Source organism: Fibrivirga algicola, from assembly GCF_011742925.1.
In the GTDB taxonomy this organism is placed as follows: Bacteria; Bacteroidota; Bacteroidia; order Cytophagales; family Spirosomataceae; genus Fibrella; species Fibrella algicola.
The window spans coordinates 257,282-276,112 of record NZ_WAEL01000005.1; the positions used below are offsets into that span (position 1 = coordinate 257,282).

At 50.0% G+C, this 18,831-nt stretch carries 16 protein-coding genes; 2 read left to right on the plus strand and 14 right to left on the minus strand.

The window, feature by feature from the left end:
• Nucleotides 1-5 precede the first annotated feature (5 nt).
• On the minus strand, nt 6-956 hold the full coding sequence (locus tag F7231_RS15160) for a DUF2279 domain-containing protein (RefSeq protein ID WP_085411367.1): 951 nt from the start codon (nt 954-956) through the stop codon (nt 6-8).
• A 407-nt stretch (nt 957-1,363) separates the two neighbouring features.
• On the opposite strand from F7231_RS15160, the gene F7231_RS15165 reads away from it, so the two are divergent.
• Nucleotides 1,364-1,819: a (2Fe-2S)-binding protein gene (locus tag F7231_RS15165; protein ID WP_085411366.1), complete on the plus strand. Its 456-nt coding sequence runs from the start codon at nt 1,364-1,366 to the stop codon at nt 1,817-1,819.
• A gap of 36 nt (nt 1,820-1,855) precedes the next feature.
• Nucleotides 1,856-4,108 (plus strand): xanthine dehydrogenase family protein molybdopterin-binding subunit, encoded by a 2,253-nt coding sequence (locus F7231_RS15170; RefSeq protein WP_166692504.1) that lies wholly within the window; start codon nt 1,856-1,858, stop codon nt 4,106-4,108.
• Nucleotides 4,109-4,535: 427 nt separating this feature from the next.
• Here F7231_RS15170 and F7231_RS15175 read toward each other — a convergent pair whose 3' ends face one another.
• From F7231_RS15175 to F7231_RS15235, 13 genes are all read right to left on the minus strand, one after another.
• On the minus strand, nt 4,536-5,513 hold the full coding sequence (locus F7231_RS15175) for a radical SAM protein (RefSeq protein WP_166692505.1): 978 nt from the start codon (nt 5,511-5,513) through the stop codon (nt 4,536-4,538).
• Nucleotides 5,514-5,623: 110 nt separating this feature from the next.
• Nucleotides 5,624-6,466 (minus strand): acetyl-CoA carboxylase, carboxyltransferase subunit beta, encoded by an 843-nt coding sequence (accD, locus tag F7231_RS15180; RefSeq protein WP_166692506.1) that lies wholly within the window; start codon nt 6,464-6,466, stop codon nt 5,624-5,626.
• 181 nt (nt 6,467-6,647) lie between these two features.
• A complete protein-coding gene (locus F7231_RS15185; protein ID WP_166692507.1) occupies nt 6,648-7,346 on the minus strand; it encodes a DNA alkylation repair protein in 699 nt (232 codons plus the stop codon).
• Between the two features lie 2 nt (nt 7,347-7,348).
• Entirely contained in the window at nt 7,349-8,779 is a 1,431-nt protein-coding gene (gene ftsZ, locus F7231_RS15190) for a cell division protein FtsZ (RefSeq protein ID WP_310589198.1), read from the minus strand.
• 113 nt (nt 8,780-8,892) lie between these two features.
• Nucleotides 8,893-10,308 (minus strand): cell division protein FtsA, encoded by a 1,416-nt coding sequence (gene ftsA / locus F7231_RS15195; protein ID WP_374757380.1) that lies wholly within the window; start codon nt 10,306-10,308, stop codon nt 8,893-8,895.
• Nucleotides 10,305-11,102, minus strand: a complete 798-nt coding sequence (locus F7231_RS15200) for a cell division protein FtsQ/DivIB (protein WP_310589328.1) — start codon at nt 11,100-11,102, stop codon at nt 10,305-10,307. Before F7231_RS15200 ends, ftsA begins: the two co-directional genes overlap by 4 nt.
• Nucleotides 11,103-11,111: 9 nt before the next feature.
• The gene (gene murC / locus F7231_RS15205) at nt 11,112-12,446 is read right to left on the minus strand and encodes a UDP-N-acetylmuramate--L-alanine ligase (protein WP_229370007.1); all 1,335 of its coding nucleotides are present in this window, start codon (nt 12,444-12,446) and stop codon (nt 11,112-11,114) included.
• A 122-nt stretch (nt 12,447-12,568) separates the two neighbouring features.
• Nucleotides 12,569-13,702, minus strand: coding sequence for an undecaprenyldiphospho-muramoylpentapeptide beta-N-acetylglucosaminyltransferase (murG, locus tag F7231_RS15210; protein WP_166692509.1), 1,134 nt, complete (start codon nt 13,700-13,702; stop codon nt 12,569-12,571).
• A gap of 95 nt (nt 13,703-13,797) precedes the next feature.
• Nucleotides 13,798-14,922, minus strand: a complete 1,125-nt coding sequence (locus F7231_RS15215; protein ID WP_085411352.1) for an FtsW/RodA/SpoVE family cell cycle protein — start codon at nt 14,920-14,922, stop codon at nt 13,798-13,800.
• A gap of 71 nt (nt 14,923-14,993) precedes the next feature.
• Nucleotides 14,994-16,346 carry a UDP-N-acetylmuramoyl-L-alanine--D-glutamate ligase gene (murD, locus tag F7231_RS15220; protein ID WP_166692510.1) on the minus strand — a complete coding sequence of 451 codons (1,353 nt, stop codon included), beginning with the start codon at nt 16,344-16,346 and terminating at the stop codon, nt 14,994-14,996.
• 87 nt (nt 16,347-16,433) lie between these two features.
• The gene (gene mscL / locus F7231_RS15225) at nt 16,434-16,763 is read right to left on the minus strand and encodes a large-conductance mechanosensitive channel protein MscL (RefSeq protein WP_085411349.1); all 330 of its coding nucleotides are present in this window, start codon (nt 16,761-16,763) and stop codon (nt 16,434-16,436) included.
• Between the two features lie 94 nt (nt 16,764-16,857).
• The gene (locus tag F7231_RS15230; protein ID WP_166692511.1) at nt 16,858-17,829 is read right to left on the minus strand and encodes a DUF3078 domain-containing protein; all 972 of its coding nucleotides are present in this window, start codon (nt 17,827-17,829) and stop codon (nt 16,858-16,860) included.
• 58 nt (nt 17,830-17,887) lie between these two features.
• Nucleotides 17,888-18,739 carry a mechanosensitive ion channel family protein gene (locus tag F7231_RS15235; RefSeq protein WP_166692512.1) on the minus strand — a complete coding sequence of 284 codons (852 nt, stop codon included), beginning with the start codon at nt 18,737-18,739 and terminating at the stop codon, nt 17,888-17,890.
• Nucleotides 18,740-18,831 lie beyond the last annotated feature (92 nt).

Below are 18,831 nucleotides of genomic sequence, written 5' to 3' on the forward strand. Positions count from 1 at the left end.
CGTAATCAGTCGTTTGGCAGCAGGAGTGGATGAAACCGAAGTCCTTTTTCAGGATTGAATTCAAGGGAGGGGGCGGCTATTTTAAAAAACTGGACTGTACCAACCAGCCTCTGCCAGGGTAGCGGATGCAACGGATTGGGCTGATTAATGCGGGATAGATCCACGTCTGGTGAGATAAAAAACTGCCGGTAGCGTTTGAATTCGATGGAGTTTCCGGCCTTGTCGGTCATGGGTGGGTTTTCGTGCCCCCCCGTCATGCCACTACCGCTGTAGCCGATGTCCATATTCAGCCAACGCGGAAAATCAGAGCCGACCGGCAGCACCGAGGCCAGATTGACCGACAACCAATATTGTTGTCCATTGTAGTCTTTCAGCATTTGTTGACCAACAGTTTTCCCTAATAAATTGGGTCGAAAGGGGGGGTAGATTGTTTTGCGAAACCCATATTTCAGGCTCACTGCCTGTTGCCCGGTCCCAATTTGTTGCCCCATAAACAAAGCGGTTCCGGCCACGTTGGCAACCATATCGCCTTTCGAAAACCCCCATCCGTCGGCATGTCCATCGTATACTTCGAGTGTAGTTTGAAACAGCAAAGCCAGTAAACCGCCGGTCAGAATGCTGGCTCGTTCATCGACACCACTCCATCGCATCAGTTCGTAACCACCCCGACTCATGCAATAGGCAGTAGCCATGTGGCCTACCTTATCCATCTGAAGCCACTCGCGGTTGTCATTGAACATGTGAAAAGGCATTTTTTTCTTATACCACTGTTTCCGTAATAGCAGCAGTGTTACGGTGTAAAAGGCTGCTGTGCCAACTGCCACCCCAATGAAACGCCCTTTGTTTATACCCGATTCGCCAGGTGGGGTTATGGAAGGTATCGGCTGGGCCCAAGCGGGCTGACCAAGGGTGAGAAGCAGGTCAATGAGCAGGACTAATCGAATTGAAGCAACCATGAGCCAAACCTACTGAATAGAAGTGATGGGCGAGCGACAGTTGATAAGAAAGCAGGATGCTGGGTGATTCATAAATAACTCCACAGCGAAATACTGGCACTCACTGATAGCTAAAGCGTCTTTAGATGAATAACTTAGCTTTTCGTTCTGGCAAATAGGGTTTGCCAGGATAAGTCAGTGAAAATGGTAGTGAAATCCGTAATTTATATACCAATTGGTACTAAAGTGAAGAGGACCTTTGTAGGTAACCACCCGACGCTCACACCTGAATAGGGGAGTCTGCTCGTGGTTAATTCGTTAGTTTTCAATGGCCAGTTCGTCTCGACGCAGGCAGTATAAAATGTGAGGCGTAGCAGTAGCGTACTGACTACGTCTCTATTCAGTATAAATCCTTAAATTTTTACACCTTGGCAAAGTATAACTTAAAAATCAACGGAAAAAGCAGGCTCGTGGACGTCGATCCATCAACGCCGATGCTTTGGGTGCTGCGCGACCATCTTGACCTAACCGGTACCAAATACGGTTGTGGCATGGCTCAATGCGGAGCTTGTACGGTTCACCTGGGTGGAACGGCGGTTCGCTCCTGTCAGTTGCCTGTGTCGGCCGTTGGCAAGGAAGCCATTACCACTATCGAAGGGTTGTCGGCCAACGGTGACCACCCGGTGCAGAAAGCGTGGCTTGAACATGATGTGGCTCAGTGTGGCTACTGTCAGGCAGGGCAGATCATGAGTGCCGCTTCGTTGCTGAAAACTAATCCGAAGCCCAGCGATGCCGACATCGACGCTGCCATGAGTGGCAATATCTGCCGGTGCGGGACGTACCTACGCATTAAAGACGCCATTAAATCAGCGGCTAAGAAGTAATCATCCTGTTGTCAATTCGGAAACAGAACCTTGACCATGAAAACAAGCAGAACAACGTATAACAGGCGTTCCTTCTTAAAAACGTCGCTCCTATCGGGCGGCGGTATGCTACTCAGCGTGAGCTGGTTATCTAAGGCCGTAGCCGCTGATAAGCTGGAGGCATTGAACCTGCCGGAGCAGTGGGCGCAACTCAACGGCTACATTCAGATCACGCCCGACAACGTCATTAAGCTCATTTGCCCCAACCCGGAATTTGGCCAGAACGTGATGACGGCGCTGCCGATGATGGTGGCAGAAGAGTTGGATGCCGATTGGAAAAACGTGATCGTTGAAATGGGGCCCCACGACAATGCGAAACTAGGGCCACAGTTTACAGGCGGCAGCAATTCGATTCGGATGTACTGGAAACCGCTCCGGGAAGCTGGTGCCGCTGCTCGCCAGATGTTGTGCGAAGCCGCTGCCCAAACCTGGAACGTACCTGTTGCTGAAGTGACGACCAAAGCTGGCGTGCTGCATCATGCCAGCGGAAAATCGGCGAAATATGGCGAGATGGCCAGCAAGGCCGCTACCCTGCCTGTACCCAAGGGCATGAAGCTAAAAGCTCCGAAAGACTTCACCATTGTCAGTAATTCAAAGAAGAACGTCGAAGGCAAAAAGATAGTAACGGGCAAACCACTATTCGGTTTAGACTACCGGGCCAGCGGGATGATGATCGCCATGATCCAGCATCCACCCGCTTTCGGTATGAAACTGAAATCGTTCGATGCAGCGCAGGCTCTTAAAATGCCGGGTATTAAAGATGTGTTCACCCTAAAACTGTATCCCGACGGTTTTGAGCAGGGCGGTTTTGATACGCGCACGTTCAACGATTTGCTGGTTGTGGTGGGCAAGACTACCTGGGAGGTGATGAATGCCCGCAAGAAACTAGTGGCCCAGTGGGAGCCTGCCGGCGACGTGAAAGATACCATGATGGGTCGGGGCGGAAAGCGCGAGGTTACCGTACCGGGTAACCTGGAGACAACCAGTGCTCAGCTCGAAAAAATGCAGGAACTAGCCAGTAAATCGGCTCAGCAACTACGGAAAGACGGCGACCCCGAAGCGGCATTCAAAAATGCGGCGCAGGTGATCGAACGTACCTACAATGCCCCGTTTTTGGCTCATAACTGTATGGAGCCGATGAATTTCTTTGCCCATGTAACAGATGAAAAAGCGCTGGTTGCCGGGCCTTTGCAAGCACCGGGCTGGGCGGAACCGACGCTGGCTAAACTCATCAACCTACCTGCTGATAAGATCGAAATTCAGATGACGCGTATGGGTGGGGGCTTTGGTCGCCGGGCGTATGGTCAGTATCTGTATGAGGCGGCTATGATCTCGAAACAGGTCAAAGCCCCTATCAAACTAATGTACACCCGCGAAGACGACATGACCTATGGCATCTACCGCCCGATGTACACAGCTACGTATCGTGCGGCGCTGGATGCTAACAAAAATCTGATTGGCTTCCATGTGAAAGGGGGGGGCATACCGGAACACGCGATTCATGCCAACCGTTTTCCGGCCGGAGCTGTGGACAACTATCTGGCCGAAGGCTGGGAGGTTCCGTCCAACATCACCATTGGTGCGTTCCGGGCGCCGCGTTCCAACTTCAATGCCGCCGCCGAGCAATCCTTTCTGGACGAGGTGGCCGAGGCTATGGGTAAAGACCCGATCGAATTCCGTCTTGACCTTCTGAAACGGGCTAAAGAAAGCCCGGTCGGCAAAAACAATGAATATGATGCCGATCGATATGCCAGTGTGCTTAAACTAGTCCGTGATAAATCGGGCTGGAATAAGCCGGGTGCCGAGAAGTATAATCGGGGCGTGGCCGCTTATTTCTGTCACAACTCCTACGCGGCACACGTGGTCGATATGGTCACCCGTGATGGCGAACCTTACGTAGAACGGGTGTTTAGTGCAATGGATTGCGGTATTGTCGTAAACCCCGATGCGGCTAAGAACATGGTGCAGGGAGCAGTCGTGGACGGTATTGGTAACGCATTTTACGGCGCTTTAACCCTTAAAAATGGCGCCGCTGAGCAAAGCAACTTCCACAATTACCGAATGATCAGGCATAACGAGGCTCCTAAACAAATTGAGGTGCACTTCGTTGACAATGACCTTGATCCAACTGGCTTGGGTGAGCCACCGTTCCCGCCGGTTTTTGGTGCCGTGGCCAACGCCTTGTACAAAAACAAGGGAAAGCGTTTTTATAACCAGCCCTTTAAACCTGAGCTGGACAAGCGGATTTAAGCCAACTAGCCATAAGCTACAGCGCCGGAACTGATCAGTTCCGGCGCTGTAGCTTATGGCTAGTTGATTATTATGTTCCGGCCCGAGCCGACTTCGCTGTCTGCTGCCTTTATCGCTTACTACTCGATCTTCATGTCGGAGCTAATAAATGCGTTCGATAAATTCAGTTATCCCGCGCAGTACACTACTGATGGTAAATCAATGATCTGAGATTGGTTGGTTTGACGTACTCATTCCGCACGATTTTGAGCCGCTCTAAAATTCCCTGATGACCTGTAGCGCGGGTTATATACTGTCGATCATAGAAAGAGGTACAGGTATTCAATTCTGAATACAGGCGACTGGCTATACAGGCACACCATGCGCGTCTGGTGCATTCATGAAAAACTGTAGTCAGATTGGCAACTTGTTCTGCTTCTGGAGCAGCCTAAAACAACTGCTTCCAGGTGCCTTTCATGTAGTTATATTTCAAAGTACTGGGTAGGGCTTTCCACCAATATTTCGAGATCTCAACGGCAAACGAAGGTTGCATATAACAATTGATTGCACAGCCTTCGCAAGCCGGAAGTCGCCCTTCCAGGGCTACTAGCTTTTGCACCTCCTCCGATTGATACAATGACTGCAACTGTCCGTCGATCGGGAAACGTTTAAGACCCAGATGATAACAGGGAAGAACCAGTTCATTATGGGGGGAAATGACAAGCGTCGTGCTCGCTGCTCTACACACAGGCTTCGTAACGCGATTGCCACCATCACGCCGAAGCTGCACAAATCCATCATTGAGATATACGCCCGGCCGCTTTCCCCAATCGCTGAGTTCCTGTAGAGCCGTTTCTGACAATGCGCCTCCTGTATCGACAGTATTGTAGGAAAATACCGGATTAAGAATCAAGACCAGTTCGTTGGGTTGGCAGATGGCGCTGTACATCGCCTCTATCTGGTCGATGTTGTGTTCGAACACCGTGAACAGGATGTCGGGCCGCTCACCGAATGTTTTGGCGATGGCAATCGATTCCATCACTTTATCGAAGCAACGTACCCCACGCCCTTTATCATGTTCATCCGCGTTGGGCGAATCGAGCGAAAAGTGAAGCATATCTACCAGGCCGCGTAGGCTTTCTGCCTGTTTTGGGTAGAGGAGCCCGTTCGTGGTAACAGTAGTAATAAAGCCCTGTTGCTTTGCTTCGGCCAGCAGTGCGGGCAATTGGCGGTGTAGGAGGGGTTCACCCCCCGTAAAGTCGATGACCCGCACGCCAAGCCGTTTCAGATCACGGAAGTTCTCGCGCGCATTCTCGATTGTTACATACGGCGATGGCCGTTCCCAGATGTCACAAAAACTACAGGTCGCATTGCAGCGATACGTCACGTAGTAGTTGCACAGAACCGGATGTCGAACGAGGCGCATAACACTAGTTTTCTGGTTGCAGTTTGCCGTTTTCTGTTGCGTTGCCAGGGGGCGAAGCTGACTGGGCCAGTAACGCAACAGAAAACGGCAAACTGTGAAACAGAAACGGTTTAGCTGATCATCTTCAGCAAACTCGCCAGTTTGTCTTTCAGGTCTTTGCGGTCGACAATGAAGTCGAGGAAGCCATGCTCGAGGACAAACTCAGCGCTTTGGAAGCCTTTAGGCAGGTCTTTTCCGATTGTCTCACGAATAACACGTGGCCCGGCAAAGCCGATTAGGGCGTTTGGTTCAGCGATATTGAAATCACCCAACATTGCGTAAGAAGCCGTGACACCGCCTGTAGTGGGGTCGGTCAGCAGCGAGATGTATGGGATTTTAGCTTCTGACAACCGCGCTAGTTTGGCCGATGTCTTAGCCATCTGCATCAGTGAGAAGCCAGCCTCCATCATTCGAGCTCCACCAGAACGCGAGATCATCAGAAAGGGCGTCTTGTTTGCTAAAGAGTGATCAATGGCGCGGGCAATTTTCTCACCTACCACCGAGCCCATTGAACCGCCAATGAAGTTGAAATCCATACAGGCAATGGTGATATCAACGCCGTACATTGGCCCATACGCCGTTCTAACAGCGTCTTTCAGCCCTGTCTTACTCACCGTGGCCCGGATGCGATCGGGGTACTTCTTAGTATCGGTGAAGGAGAGTGGATCGGCCGAAATCATGTTAATGTCCAGTTCGGTGAACGTGTTATCATCGAACAGGAGCGAGAAATAAGCGTCAGAGCCAATTTTCTCGTGGAAGTTGCAGTGTACACAAGTGTAGGCGTTCATCTTGTGTTCGCGGGTGTGCATCACCTGCTTGCAACTTGGGCACTGATACCACAACCCATCGGGAGCCTCCCGTTTCATTTCGGTTGGGGTTTGGATACCCTTATCTTTACGTATAAACCAGGACATATTGTTTGTCTTTGCAATACCCCTTTTTCAGGAAACCTGTTGACTCAACGAGCGGCATTGGCTGTTTCTGATAAATGGAGGAGTAAAGATACAAAGGAAATGAGGAGCTTACTCGCAGTTACCGCTGAGTTGGTTAGTTCAACTAAAATGAAAGGTGGTCTTCAGAGGGCTTGATCCAGCCTTATAAGGTCATAAAATACTGCCGTTGAGTTGGTTCATGGCGTTCAATGGCAGAACGAAGTGCGGTGCGGGGAAGCTGTCTAATATGGTCGCGCAAAAATTCATTGAGTGCCTCTTTATCTCTTTTCCCCACTTCGCGCAACATCCAGCCAATGGCTTTGTGGATTAGATCATGTTGATGGCTCAGCAGTTTCTCGGCCAGCGCAAACGTATCACTAAACACATTGTGTCGAATAAATTGCCAGGTGGTTACGATTGCAATACGCTGGCTCCAGAGGTGGTTCTCCTCTGCCAACTCATACAGAATCGATCGATCGTTGGTTAGCAATAGTAAGCCAAGGATAGTTGGACAGGAAGAATCGACGAGATCCCAATTGTTGATGTAGCTGCGATTGGCAACGTACCTGGCAGCCAATTCCTGCCTGACCAGATTCCCGCCTTGTTTAGCTTGTAATGTCCAGATGAGCAGTCCAACCATGCGGCACTCGTGATACGAATCACGAACCAACTGCTCTACTTCTACAGTGGGCATCGTGCTGAACTGACGCGACAGGGCATGTTGTTGTGGCATTGACAGGCCTAAAAAAACATCACCCTCGCCATACTGGCCAGGGTGTGTTTTAAAATAACGGGAGACAAAAGAAGCTCGTTCGGGCTGTTCAAGAGCCATAATGGCTGTCCGGACGGCATCGTAAGTCATGGTTAGTCAAATAAGCGCGTTCTGATAATCTCGTGGTCAGGCAGCAAAGGCATCTCGTGCAGCACAACCCGGTGGCGACTAAACGCAGGTGCCTCCAATTCACGTTCGCTGAACCGATTATTCAGGAAATCGTTGATCAGCTGTCGAATTTCCTCTGGGTCTTCCTGCCGGGTTGGATTTAAGCTTATACCGTTGTGACTGCCGTAGCCTACGCCTGACAAGCCATTGGCATAGCTACCTGTTGGTGGTACCGTGGTGGGGCCGCCGTGAGTGAACGTAGGTGTGCGTACGTCGGCATCATCTGTGATCAGCTCTAGCGACGCCAGTACGTTTTCGGCAGGTTGTTGCTTCGTTTCTTCAACGACCAATTCAGCAGACGTACCCAGGTCTTCTGCTGGCGCTTCGGCAATAGGCACGTTCTCGATAAAGCTCGTTGTTTCAAAGCCTGCCGCAATAATAGTTACCCGCATGCGTGCGCCCAGGGTATCATCGAAAATAGCACCAATTTTAAATAGCCGGGCCTCCTCGCCGATTTTCTCAACGATGTAATTAGAAATAACCGTCTGTTCTTCTAATGTGGCTTCATATTCCGAACTTGATGAAATTGTCAGCAAAATCCGTTTAGCGCCTACAATGTCGCTATCATTTAGCAAAGGCGAATTGAGTGCTTCCTGAATGGCTTTCAGGGCACGGTCATCGCCTTCTGCATCTGCCGAACCCATTACAGAAGGACCAGCCTCCTGCAACACCTTCTTCACATCCATGAAGTCGGTGTTTACATCACCTCGTGTTGTAATTACTTCAGCAATACTCTTTACGGCTGTAGCTAATACGTTGTCAGCGTGGGCAAAGGCTTTTCGAATGCTGAGTTTCCCATACAGATCGGCTAGCTTGTCATTCATGACAACCAGTACCGTATCACAGCTTTTCTTTAGTAACTCAATACCCTCGGTAGCCTGTTGTCGCTTGTCTATCCCTTCATATTTGTAGGGCGCAGTAACTACGGCTACAGTAAGCAGACCCATTTCGCGCGCTACTTCGGCTACCACAGGAGCAGCTCCAGTACCCGTGCCTCCGCCCATGCCAGCGGTAATGAACACCATTTTAATGGAACCACCCAGTAAATTGCGAAGCTCGTCGATACTTTCGAGTGCAGCTTTACGCCCCACTTCAACGTCCATGCCAGCCCCTTCGAGTCCCGTACCAAGTTTGAGTTTCGTTTGCACATTGCTGCTAACCAACGCTTGCCGGTCGGTATTGCAAATAGCAAACTCAACATCTTTCACTCCCATGGTTACCATGTGCTGTACGGCATTGCTGCCGCCACCGCCCACGCCAATTACTTTAATAATGGGGGCGTTACCGTCGGGCAATTCGTAGGTAAATCCGTGGTCCAGCATAGCCTGATTGCGGAGTGGGGTTCGACTTGTCATGATAACAGTGGGTAAAGCAAATGGGCACTTTTATTGTAAAACTTATAACTTGGCTATGTAACTGATGGTCAGCTGGAAACTAGTTATTTAAACCAGCTGATGTTACTTTACTACTAATCCCGATACGAGTCGTTTACATCACCTAATTTGGGATTAAACAAACTTTTTAACCAATCGAAAACACCAGTAACAGGCTTCTCTACAGGCTGTTCGGGCGTAGTTCGTTGGGCTGCCTGACCTGCATTACTCTTCTGCGTTGGCCGGGTCTGATCAGCTGAACGTACCTGACTAGTCTGCGTATTGGCAGGCTGGCCTGGATCACTAATAAATGAAATACGATCGTCTACATTTCTAAATCCCGCCCAGACCAAACCAACGGCTGTAGCATAGGCCGGATCACTAACCAGATCTGCTCGCAAATTGTATTCCAACTGTTCGGGATAGCCAACTCGAACGTCCATGTCAGCCACTGTTCTGAAAATCTCGTCAATTCCATCGATGAGTGCTGAACCGCCGGTTAACACAATACCGCCGAGCAACTTGTCTTTGTAACCAGACCGGATAATCTCGGCCTGTACCAGAGCAGCAATTTCCTTTAGTCGTTCGGCAATAATGATCGATACGTTTCGTAGCAACACATCTTTTGGTTGTCGTCCAGGTAAGCCCGGCACTGAAACCACTTCGTTGAGGCGGTAAGTCGACGGATTGGCATTGCCAAACTTGGTCTTTAACACCTCAGCTTGCTGAGGTAACACCTTGCAGCCATCCTGGATGTCATTGGTCAGGCAATTACCTGCCCATGGAAACACGGCTACGTGGCGTAGTACGTTGCGATGGTAGATAGCCAAATCAGTCGTGCCTCCACCAATGTCAACAAGGGCCACACCTGCTTCACGCTCTTCTGGCGTAAGTACAGCCATAGCCGATGCCAGCGGAGAGAGCAGTACCTGATCACGTTGTAGGTGGCTGGCCGTACGCTCAATGCACCGACGGACGTTTACTGCCGCGTCAGACTGCGTAGTGATGATCTGGAAATCGGCTCCCAGTTTGACACCATTCCGGCCAACAGGGTCTTCCACGCCCGATTCGCTATCGACGGTAAAATCCATCGGCAGGACATGTACAATTTCTTTACCGGCCAGCAGAGGTGTCCGGTACATGTCGCGCAACAGATGATCAATATCAGCGGGTGTTACTTCATCGCCCGGTGAGAGGCGAGTGATGCTACCCGGTTGTTTCTGAGAATTAATATTATGGTTACTGAAGCTGACGTTCACTAATCCAATATCAACATTGGATTGGTTCGACACTTCCTCAATAGCCCGGTTGATGGCGTCGACCGTTCGGGTAATATTCATGACTTTACCTTTCGTCACGCCTTCCGAGTTGGCCCGGCTCACGCCCAGTACTTCCAGCATAGGCTGGTTGTTGCTGCTTCGAGACAACCGACCCGCTACGGCACACACTTTCGTGCTACCGATATCGAGTCCTACCACAATCTTGTCATCCATTTGATGATGGGTCATCATTCGCAAACTAACTGGTTACGATACTGTACGCTTACCCGGTGATAGCGGTCCCACCCTTTTTGGGGGGCTATCTGGGTATAAAACAGTTTCACTTTTCTAAACTTCGTTTCCACAGCATCGGGCTTGCCAAATTCAATCTGGTAATTTCCGACTTGTGGCCACAGGGTTACATTTCCTGACTTATCAACACTCACTTCCGCAATCTGCGCCCGCCATAGATCCGACTCGTGGATATACTGAAGCAGGGCCAGTAACGGCTGGCCTGTACTGTTGGCCAGGGTTCGGTGGGTAGTAAACCATTCTCCCGAGAGAATGGGTACCCGAGCTGAATAATTCATCGACAGAGGGAAAAAACGCCCTCCATCGCTAATATACTGCCCCCCCACTGCTCGCAATTCATCGCCACCAGTGATTAATCGAGCCAACGGTTTAGGTTGCTCAATCTGGACGAGTAGATTACCAGCTAAGTCACTGGACACGTGCGCCTGTTTTATTAAACTGTATTTCTTAAGCCGTTGCTCAAGACTACTCAAATCAATCTCATCGAATAATTGCCCCACAATGGGATCAGCCCCATTATTGGTTAAAAATCCGGTAACGTCTCTACGCGTCAGAAACCGTTGCCCAGCCACCTCATCAATGTCAACGACGATGGCTTTGCAATAGCGTTGGTGCAGGCGTTTTTCTGTAAACGCAAGCAGACCAAAAAGGGTTAAGCACCCAATTGATCGCCAAAGCCATTTTTTTCGGTTACTAAAAGTAGAAAACATCTGTAGATAAGCTAATTCAGCCAATTAATTATTTTATCCATTGGTGTTAAATAAAATCTTAAGGGCTGAAAGCTGCTGATCAATGTCTCCTGCGCCAACAGTAACCAGTAACGATGGCTTTATTTTCCGCAGAACGCCAGGTAAGCCTTCTTTGGTACTGATTTGTTTCGATTGTGAGGTAACGCGCTGCAAAATCAGGTCAGACGTCACGCCGTCAATCGGTAATTCACGTGCAGGATAAATGTCCAGCAGAATTAAATGGTCGGCCAGCGACAGACTTTCGGCAAAACCCTCGGCAAAGTCACGAGTTCGGCTAAAGAGGTGTGGCTGGAAAATTACTGTCAACTCGCGATCTGGATATAGCGCTTTTACCGATGACAAAAATGCCTGCACTTCAGCAGGGTGATGAGCATAGTCATCAATAAATACGATTTCTTCAGTATCCAGAACATACTCGAATCGCCGCTTCACGCCCCGGTAGGTGTTTAGGCCTTCACGAATGGCATCGGATGAAACACCTACTTCGAGCGCTACAGCTGCTGCAGCCACGGCATTCTCTACATTGTGAAAGCCTGGAATAACCATCCGGATATCAGTTATGGTGCCGCCAGGATGGGTAAGATCAAAAACGAAGCGTGCTTTCTCGATGCGAAGGTTATCAGCATGGTACGCGCCATCGCTCAGCGAGTAGGTACGTACCTCGGCCGACGTCTTGTCAGCAAGGGCCAACCCCTGCCGTTGAAACAATATGCCCGCCGGCTTGATCTGACTGACATAAGCCGCGAATGACTCCAGTACCGAGGAGTGATCGCCGTAAATGTCGAGATGATCGGCATCTGTAGACGTAACTATGGCGTACTGCGGAAAGAGGGTTAGAAAAGACCGGTCAAATTCATCGGCTTCTACCACGCAAATGACAGTCGATAGATCGTCAGCAGGTTCATTGAGCAGAAAGTTTGTCCCATAATTCTGCGTAATACCGCCCAGGAATGCCGCACAGTTCACGCCTGCCTGGCGTAGTAAATGCGCCACCATTGATGATGTGGTGGTTTTGCCATGGGTGCCCGCAACGCCGATGGTTGTCATGCGTCCGGCCAGCAGGCCCAACACTTGCGATCGCTTTTGTAAGCTGAACCCGTTTTCAGTCAGGTAAATATATTCAGCATGCGTTTTCGGTACGGCCGGTGTATAGACGACCAGCGTCCGAGCCGGGTCGGCTCGGAATTCAGCGGGTATCTGCTCAATGTCTTCTTCGAAATGGATGGTCATTCCCTCCGCCTCCAGGGCGCTTGTCAATGGGGTCGACGTGCGGTCGTATCCTGCCACATTATAGCCGTTGACTAGGAACCAGCGCGCCAATGCACTCATGCCTATCCCGCCTATGCCGAGGAAGTAAACATTACGAATAGTGGATAATGATGTAGGTGTCAAGGAGACGTAGCGTGTAGTTTAACAAAAGTAACTAGGTGATTTACAATTCCGCAACTAGCTTATACTACTTTCCTGCTTGAGGTAAGGAGAATCACCTCTTGAGCAATATCGATCGCTGCAGTTGGGAAGGCAAATTGCTTAATGCGTTCACTCAATGTTTTCTGTTGCTCATTATCAGACAACAGGCGCAGCGCTTCCTGTACAAGGATTTGCCGTGCATCGCGGTCATTAACCAGCAAAGCCGCCTGGCGGTTTACCAATGCCATAGCATTGTGGGTCTGGTGATCTTCAGCGGCAGTTGGCAACGGAACCAGAATGGCCGGACGGCCAACAATACACAATTCAGACACCGATAAAGCACCTGCCCGTGACACCACTGCGTCGGCCACGGCATACGCTTTCGCCATGTCGTAAATGAACTCGTGTGGATGAATCAGGGTGGCACCAGCTTGCTCTACCGCCTTACGGGCGCGTTCGATAAACGCCGTTCCGGTTTGCCAGATTACCTGAACGCCTGCTTGCTTAAGTTGTGGTAAACCAGCCTCAATACTCTCGTTTAGCGTTCGGGCTCCCTGACTGCCTCCAATGACAAGCAGCGTTGGTATACCATCGGTTTTGCCCCTGGCCGACAGGTTGGGTAAGAGACCAAACTGTGCCCAGCCGGCTTCCACCTGCTGGTCGGCCAGTTGAATATCGCTTCGCACAGGGTTGCCAGTTAATTTAATTTTAGCCTCCGGGAAAAAGCTATCCATGCCGGGATAGGCTACACAAATGCGCTTTGCCCAGCGCGACAAGACCTTGTTGGTTAGACCCGCAAAGGAATTCTGTTCCTGAATCAGGATAGGTACGTTAGCTAATGCGGCCGCTAGTAAGGTAGGGCCACTGGCGTATCCTCCCACCCCAACGGCTACATCGGGGTTGAAATCGCGAACGATCTGCCGGGCACGCAATAAACTCCGACCTAACTTGAGCGGGAAGGCCAGATTGGTTAGGGTTAATTCGCGCTTAATGCCCACAACCGGCAAGCCTTCAATGCGGTAGCCTGCGCGGGGCACTTTCTCCATTTCCATCTTGCCCTCCGCCCCCACAAAGAGAATCTCCGTAGTGGGGTCTAGTCGCTTTAACTCGTTGGCAATGGCAATAGCCGGGTAGATGTGCCCGCCTGTTCCCCCGCCAGATATGATTACGTTCATAGAAGGATAGTTACAGTTTGCCGTTTACTGTGCTCTGCCAGCATAGGTACGTTCAACCAGCTAGAGCAAGCGTAAACGGAAAGCGATAAACGTTTTTAGAGTTTGCTCTCGTCGGCTTCGTCCCGGCTTACGCCGATTACAATGCCAATAGCCGCTCCGGTAAACAGGAGCGAAGTGCCCCCCATGCTCAAAAGAGGCAAGGGCAGGCCTGTAACGGGCACCAGGCCTACAGCGACAGCCATGTTGATCATGGCCTGAATAACAATACTAAACGTAAGTCCGGCTGACAGTAACCCCCCAAACGGTCGGCTACTGCTCTGAATAGCACGCATACCTCGCATAAGTAGCCAGAGGTAGGCAACCAGTACCGCAATACCGCCCAGCAGGCCATATTCCTCAACAATAATGGCAAAAATAAAGTCAGAATAAGGGTGAGGCAGGAAGTTACGCTGGTGACTATTGCCGGGGCCTTGCCCGGTAATACCGCCATTGGCCAGGGCTATGTAAGACTGCTCAACCTGATAATCGATCTTCTCGGTGTCTTGAAAACGGTTCAGCCGACCCAGCACGGTCTCGTACCGCTGTCCCAGCACGAGTGCAAACCCGCCTACCACGATGCAAAAAACAACCATGCCTGCCAGGTAACTGCGTGGTACCCGCCCGATGTACATGAGCAAAAAGCAGGTAAGGCCTAGCAAAAGGGCCGTAGAAGTGTTGGAGATAACAATAAGCGCGCAGATGACCCCAATCCAGCCAATCATATTCACCAGTACCTGAGGCTCGTAAGCCACCCGCTGCCGTTTGGCCAACATGGCGGCCAAGTTAGAGATTAAGGCCAGTTTAGCCAGGTCAGACGGTTGGAAGGTCTGGTTGATGATGGGTATGGTAATCCAGCGGGAAGCATCGTTGAGGTTTGTGCCTTTGAAGTAAGCCCACAATAGCAATGGAACCGACAGCCAAAGCCCAAATTTCGATAGCCTGGCGTAGTGAATGTAGTTGATCCGATGGGCCAGAAACATGCAGGCCAGACCGAGTACAACCAGCGCCCCGTGTTTAAACAGGTACGCTTCCGTGTTGCCGCCCATTTTCTGATAGGCAATTGTCCCGGTGGCGCTGTATACTACCAGTACGCTTAAAATGGACAAGAATAACACGATCCACCAGATTTGCCGGTCGCCTTTCAGGTTTTCGCGCGTCCAGTCGCGGATAGAATAGGTCATATGGAGCAATGGTCAATTAATGGTGAACAAGTAGCGCTGACTCGTGCAAATGGGTGAGGGGCGTTGTCGGCTCAGTAACTATTGCGTTTGGCTATCTGCTCGGCAACGCACGCTTTGAACTGATTTCCCCGGTCTTCGTAGTTCTTAAATAAGTCGAAACTGGCGCAGGCGGGCGACAGGATGGCAATGTCGCCGGGTTGTCCCAACTCGAGGGCCAGTTGAACGGCTTCCCGGACATCCTGTGTCTCCCGAATAGTTACCAACTTATCGCTGAAATAATCAACTAGTTTCTTGTTGTCTTTACCAAGGCAAATCAATGCTTTCACATGTTGCCCAACAACTTCATCGAGCTGGCTATATTCGTTGCCCTTATCTTGTCCGCCCGCAATCCAGATCGTTGGAGCATCCATGCTCGAGAGTGCGTAAAAAACCGAATCAACGTTAGTTGCCTTCGAATCGTTGATAAACCGGATTCCATTGATCGTGCCTGCAGGCTCCATGCGATGAGCCGCGTTTTTGAAGCTGCGTAGCCCTTCGAGAATGGCGTTGTCAGGTACGTTCATCGACTGTGCAGCCAGGATAGCGGCCAGCATATTCAAAGCGTTGTGCGGACCTTTAAGGGGTAAATCAACGGTTTCGGCAGAAAAATGACGTTCGCGAAACTGAGCTACCAATCGGCCTTCCTGAACGTACCCACCCGGCGTTACGGATGTTTTCAGAGAAATCGGAATAGTATATACGTTTGGACTTCGAAGAGCTAATTCCTGTTGTGTTGGTGCGTTTTCCCGAAAATAGATAAAGGTATCTTCGGGACGCAGGTTTTGCAGCACACGAAATTTGCTGGCTACATAGTTCTTGAAATCATAGGCATACCGGTCCAGGTGGTCGGGGGTAATATTGAGCAAAACAGCCGTATCGAGCCTGGTATTATACATGCTATCGAGCTGAAAGCTACTAAGCTCCAACACGAAGTAATCGAACGTATCGTTGATAACCTGCTTAGCAAAACTATCGCCGACATTACCTGCCAGACCAACGTTCAGTCCTGCTGTTTTCAAGAGGTGGTAGGTGAGGAGCGTGGTTGTGGTTTTACCATTACTGCCAGTGATACCAATGAGTTTAGCGGTAGTGTACCGGGCTGCAAACTCAATTTCTGAAATGACGGGTATGCCCAACTCCTTCAACTTCAATATCAATGGTACCGTATCGGGAATGCCCGGGCTTTTAACCACTTCTGTAGCGTTCAGAATCAGGCTTTCGGTATGCTGCCCTTCCTCAAATGGAATATCAGCTTCCCGCAGCGTGTCCAGGTACGTTGCCTTCAGTGGGCTTCGATCCGACAAAAAGACATCGTATCCCTTGGCTTGCCCCAGCAGAGCAGCACCAACGCCTGATTCACCACCACCCAGAATTACTAATCGCATAAATGCCTTTTTTTATCAAAAGTAGCGAATACGAAAAAGCCCCGACTGGTAGGAAGGGGCTTTTTATTCATCGATGAGCAGCTACAACTAGTTAGTTACCTCTGGCTCAGTCCTCCGCAGTTTATTCGCGGCTTTTACAATTAGGAAGATGACCCAGGCAATCATGATAAATTGGATCAGCACATTCAGGAAGTTTCCGTAGCGAATGGCTACTTCTGGCGTGTCGCCTACCGCTTCTTTCAGTACTACCTTCAACTGGCTGAAATCGACGCCCCCCGTAATTAGTCCCAGAATTGGGTTAAGGATATCCTCGACCAGTGAGGTGGTGATTTTGCCAAAGGCCGCACCAATAATGACACCTACGGCAAGGTCAAGTACATTGCCCTGGACAACAAATGTCCGAAATTCCTTCATCATACGAATTGTTGGTTTGAGAGAGTGGTTAATAAAATGGAAGTTGTAAAAATGTAGGTTGGATAAGCGCTTGTTGATCAAAGTAATAAGGGGCACCCTACTTCTTTCTGAACGTACTGGCGTTATAAATCAAGCCAATGCCCAGCGTTTGCTGAATCTGGAAACCATCGTAGAAGTCTTTATCGTAGAGGCCAATGATGCCGAACGTAGTACTTAGGTATCGGTTTAGCTTGGCAGCGATCAGCAAGTCGATCCGATGATCGATCGCATTAAGTGTCTGGTAATTGGCATATAGTTGGTAGCGAGCGTTCAGGCTTACGTTTTCGCTTAACTTCTTATTCCAAACGGCTTGCAACTGCAATGCTAGCCATTCAGCCCGTACGGTTTTGCCGGCATCTACCCCATATGCCTTAGCTGTAGGATCACGCACAATCACTTTACTGCCGCCAACTACATCTTCCCTGAAGCGAACGGCATCGTCGAGTAGAAAGGTAAAACGGGGCGCAAACGGGCTGATCCGCAACGAGAACTCATCGTTTGGTTTGTAGGCCAGACCCCAGGCCAGCGCAAATTGAGCGGGCGAGAAGAAGCTTGATGCTTTGAAGTCGGTTACGCCGGCTGGTAGGTTATCGTACCGAAATCCGGGAGCAAAATAGGTGTTGAACGTACCTGAGGCGAAGAGATCCCACTTGGGTTTGATCTTATGGCCCAGTACAGAAATGAAAATCAGCTGGTCAGAAGCCTTACGGGTTATGCCCCGCTGGGTAATGTAGCCCAACTGGAAGTCGGCCGTGTTGTCCCAGGATGTTTTGCCTTTTTCGTAGAGTGCACGGGCTGCCACAACGCCACCAATAGCAATTGAGTTAACACCCCCGCCCACCCAGTTGCTGAAACTAGCCTGGTTAAAATTGATACCGCCAGTAATCGATTTTTGCCAATATGTAGTGTCTGGCTTTATCGATACCGTGTCTTTGAAATTGGTTGTTACCTGCTGCGGTGTTGTATCCTGTGCAGCGGCCGAAAAAGCACAACAAGTGGCTATCAGCGAGTATAGTACTGTTTTCTTCATAGGTGGGATGGGTAGCCATCAGGCTTTTTACGGTGGTATGAACGGGTACGCCGAGCAGTTACTTGTCTAAAAACTCGATCGTTTTTGTCTGCAGCATCTGCATCGGAATGGTTGTCGTCGATTCACCCGTGCGTAGGGTCAGCGAAGTATTGTCGACCTGAAGAACTTGCCCTGTAATGCCCTCGATCCGGATGGTCTGTCCTTCTTTGAATTTATTTTTTGCGTAGAAAGAAGACAGGATGTTAGCCATCACATCGCGGGATGCAAGGCCATAGCCAACGGCGAAAGCCAAAAAAACGGCGCCAATAAGTAGGTTAAAACTCGATTCGAGCAACTCAGTGTTGATGCCCGCCTGCCCAAGTGCCGAAATAATGGTAATGATGAGGAAGAAAAAAAAGACAACCATGCCGAGAAGCCGCCCCGACGAGATGCCGAACGAAGCGCATAAGCTGACAACACCCTGTTTCAGCACGTCGGCAACCAGCACCCCTACTTGAAGCATAATCGCCGCTGCAATAAGCTTCGGAATAAAGTTGACCAGCGAGGTAACCATGCCGGTTATGGCGGCAATGCCCAGTGTTTCGGTAGCGGCCGTGATGAAGACCAGCAGGATGAAATAGTAGAGAACTTTAGAGACTATTTCACTCAGCTTGATCTCGGTCTGTAACTGCCTGATCAGATCAATTTCGTTCAGCTTCTCGCCGAACCGGTCGAATCCTGCTCCCTTCAAAACCCGTTGCACAACAGCAGACAGCATTTTGGCCACCAATATGCCAATGGCCAGTACAACACCAGCCCCAATAAATTTGGGAACGAAGTTGATGAACTGCGCAATCAGCGTTTGAAATGTGTTAATAAGTATTTGGGTAATATTTGGCAGTTGAGTGACGGTGGGTACGTTAGGATCCATAAGTGCTGGAGTAGAATTAAGCGGTGGGATTTTGTGAATCAGACTGGGGTGATAGCAGAGCAGATAAGGATCCGAATAAATCGCCTGAATAG